This window comes from Nocardia sp. NPDC059236, assembly GCF_042754085.1.
Lineage (GTDB): Bacteria > Actinomycetota > Actinomycetes > Mycobacteriales > Mycobacteriaceae > Nocardia.
In genome coordinates this window covers 1-250 of the sequence record NZ_JBHZAF010000075.1, presented here as the reverse complement: position 1 = coordinate 250, position 250 = coordinate 1, and positions in this window count along the sequence as shown.

Sequence of the window (250 nt, the reverse complement as noted above, 5' to 3'; positions counted from 1 at the left end):
GGCGTGGGACACCGAGCGAACCAAGAGGCTGCTCCTCGAGGCCGGCGCCGACGAGGTCGGTTCGTTCGGACTGGCCAGCGCTCCGCATATGCTCGGGAAGTCCGGCCAGAGCATTAAGTACGACGACGTCACCCTGCGCGACCGCATGGCCTACGACGGATTGCACGACATCTTCACCGACCAGCCGATGGGCAAGGTCACCGAATCCGCCAACTCCGGCGACCGGTTCGTCTCCTGCGAGGAGCAGGAC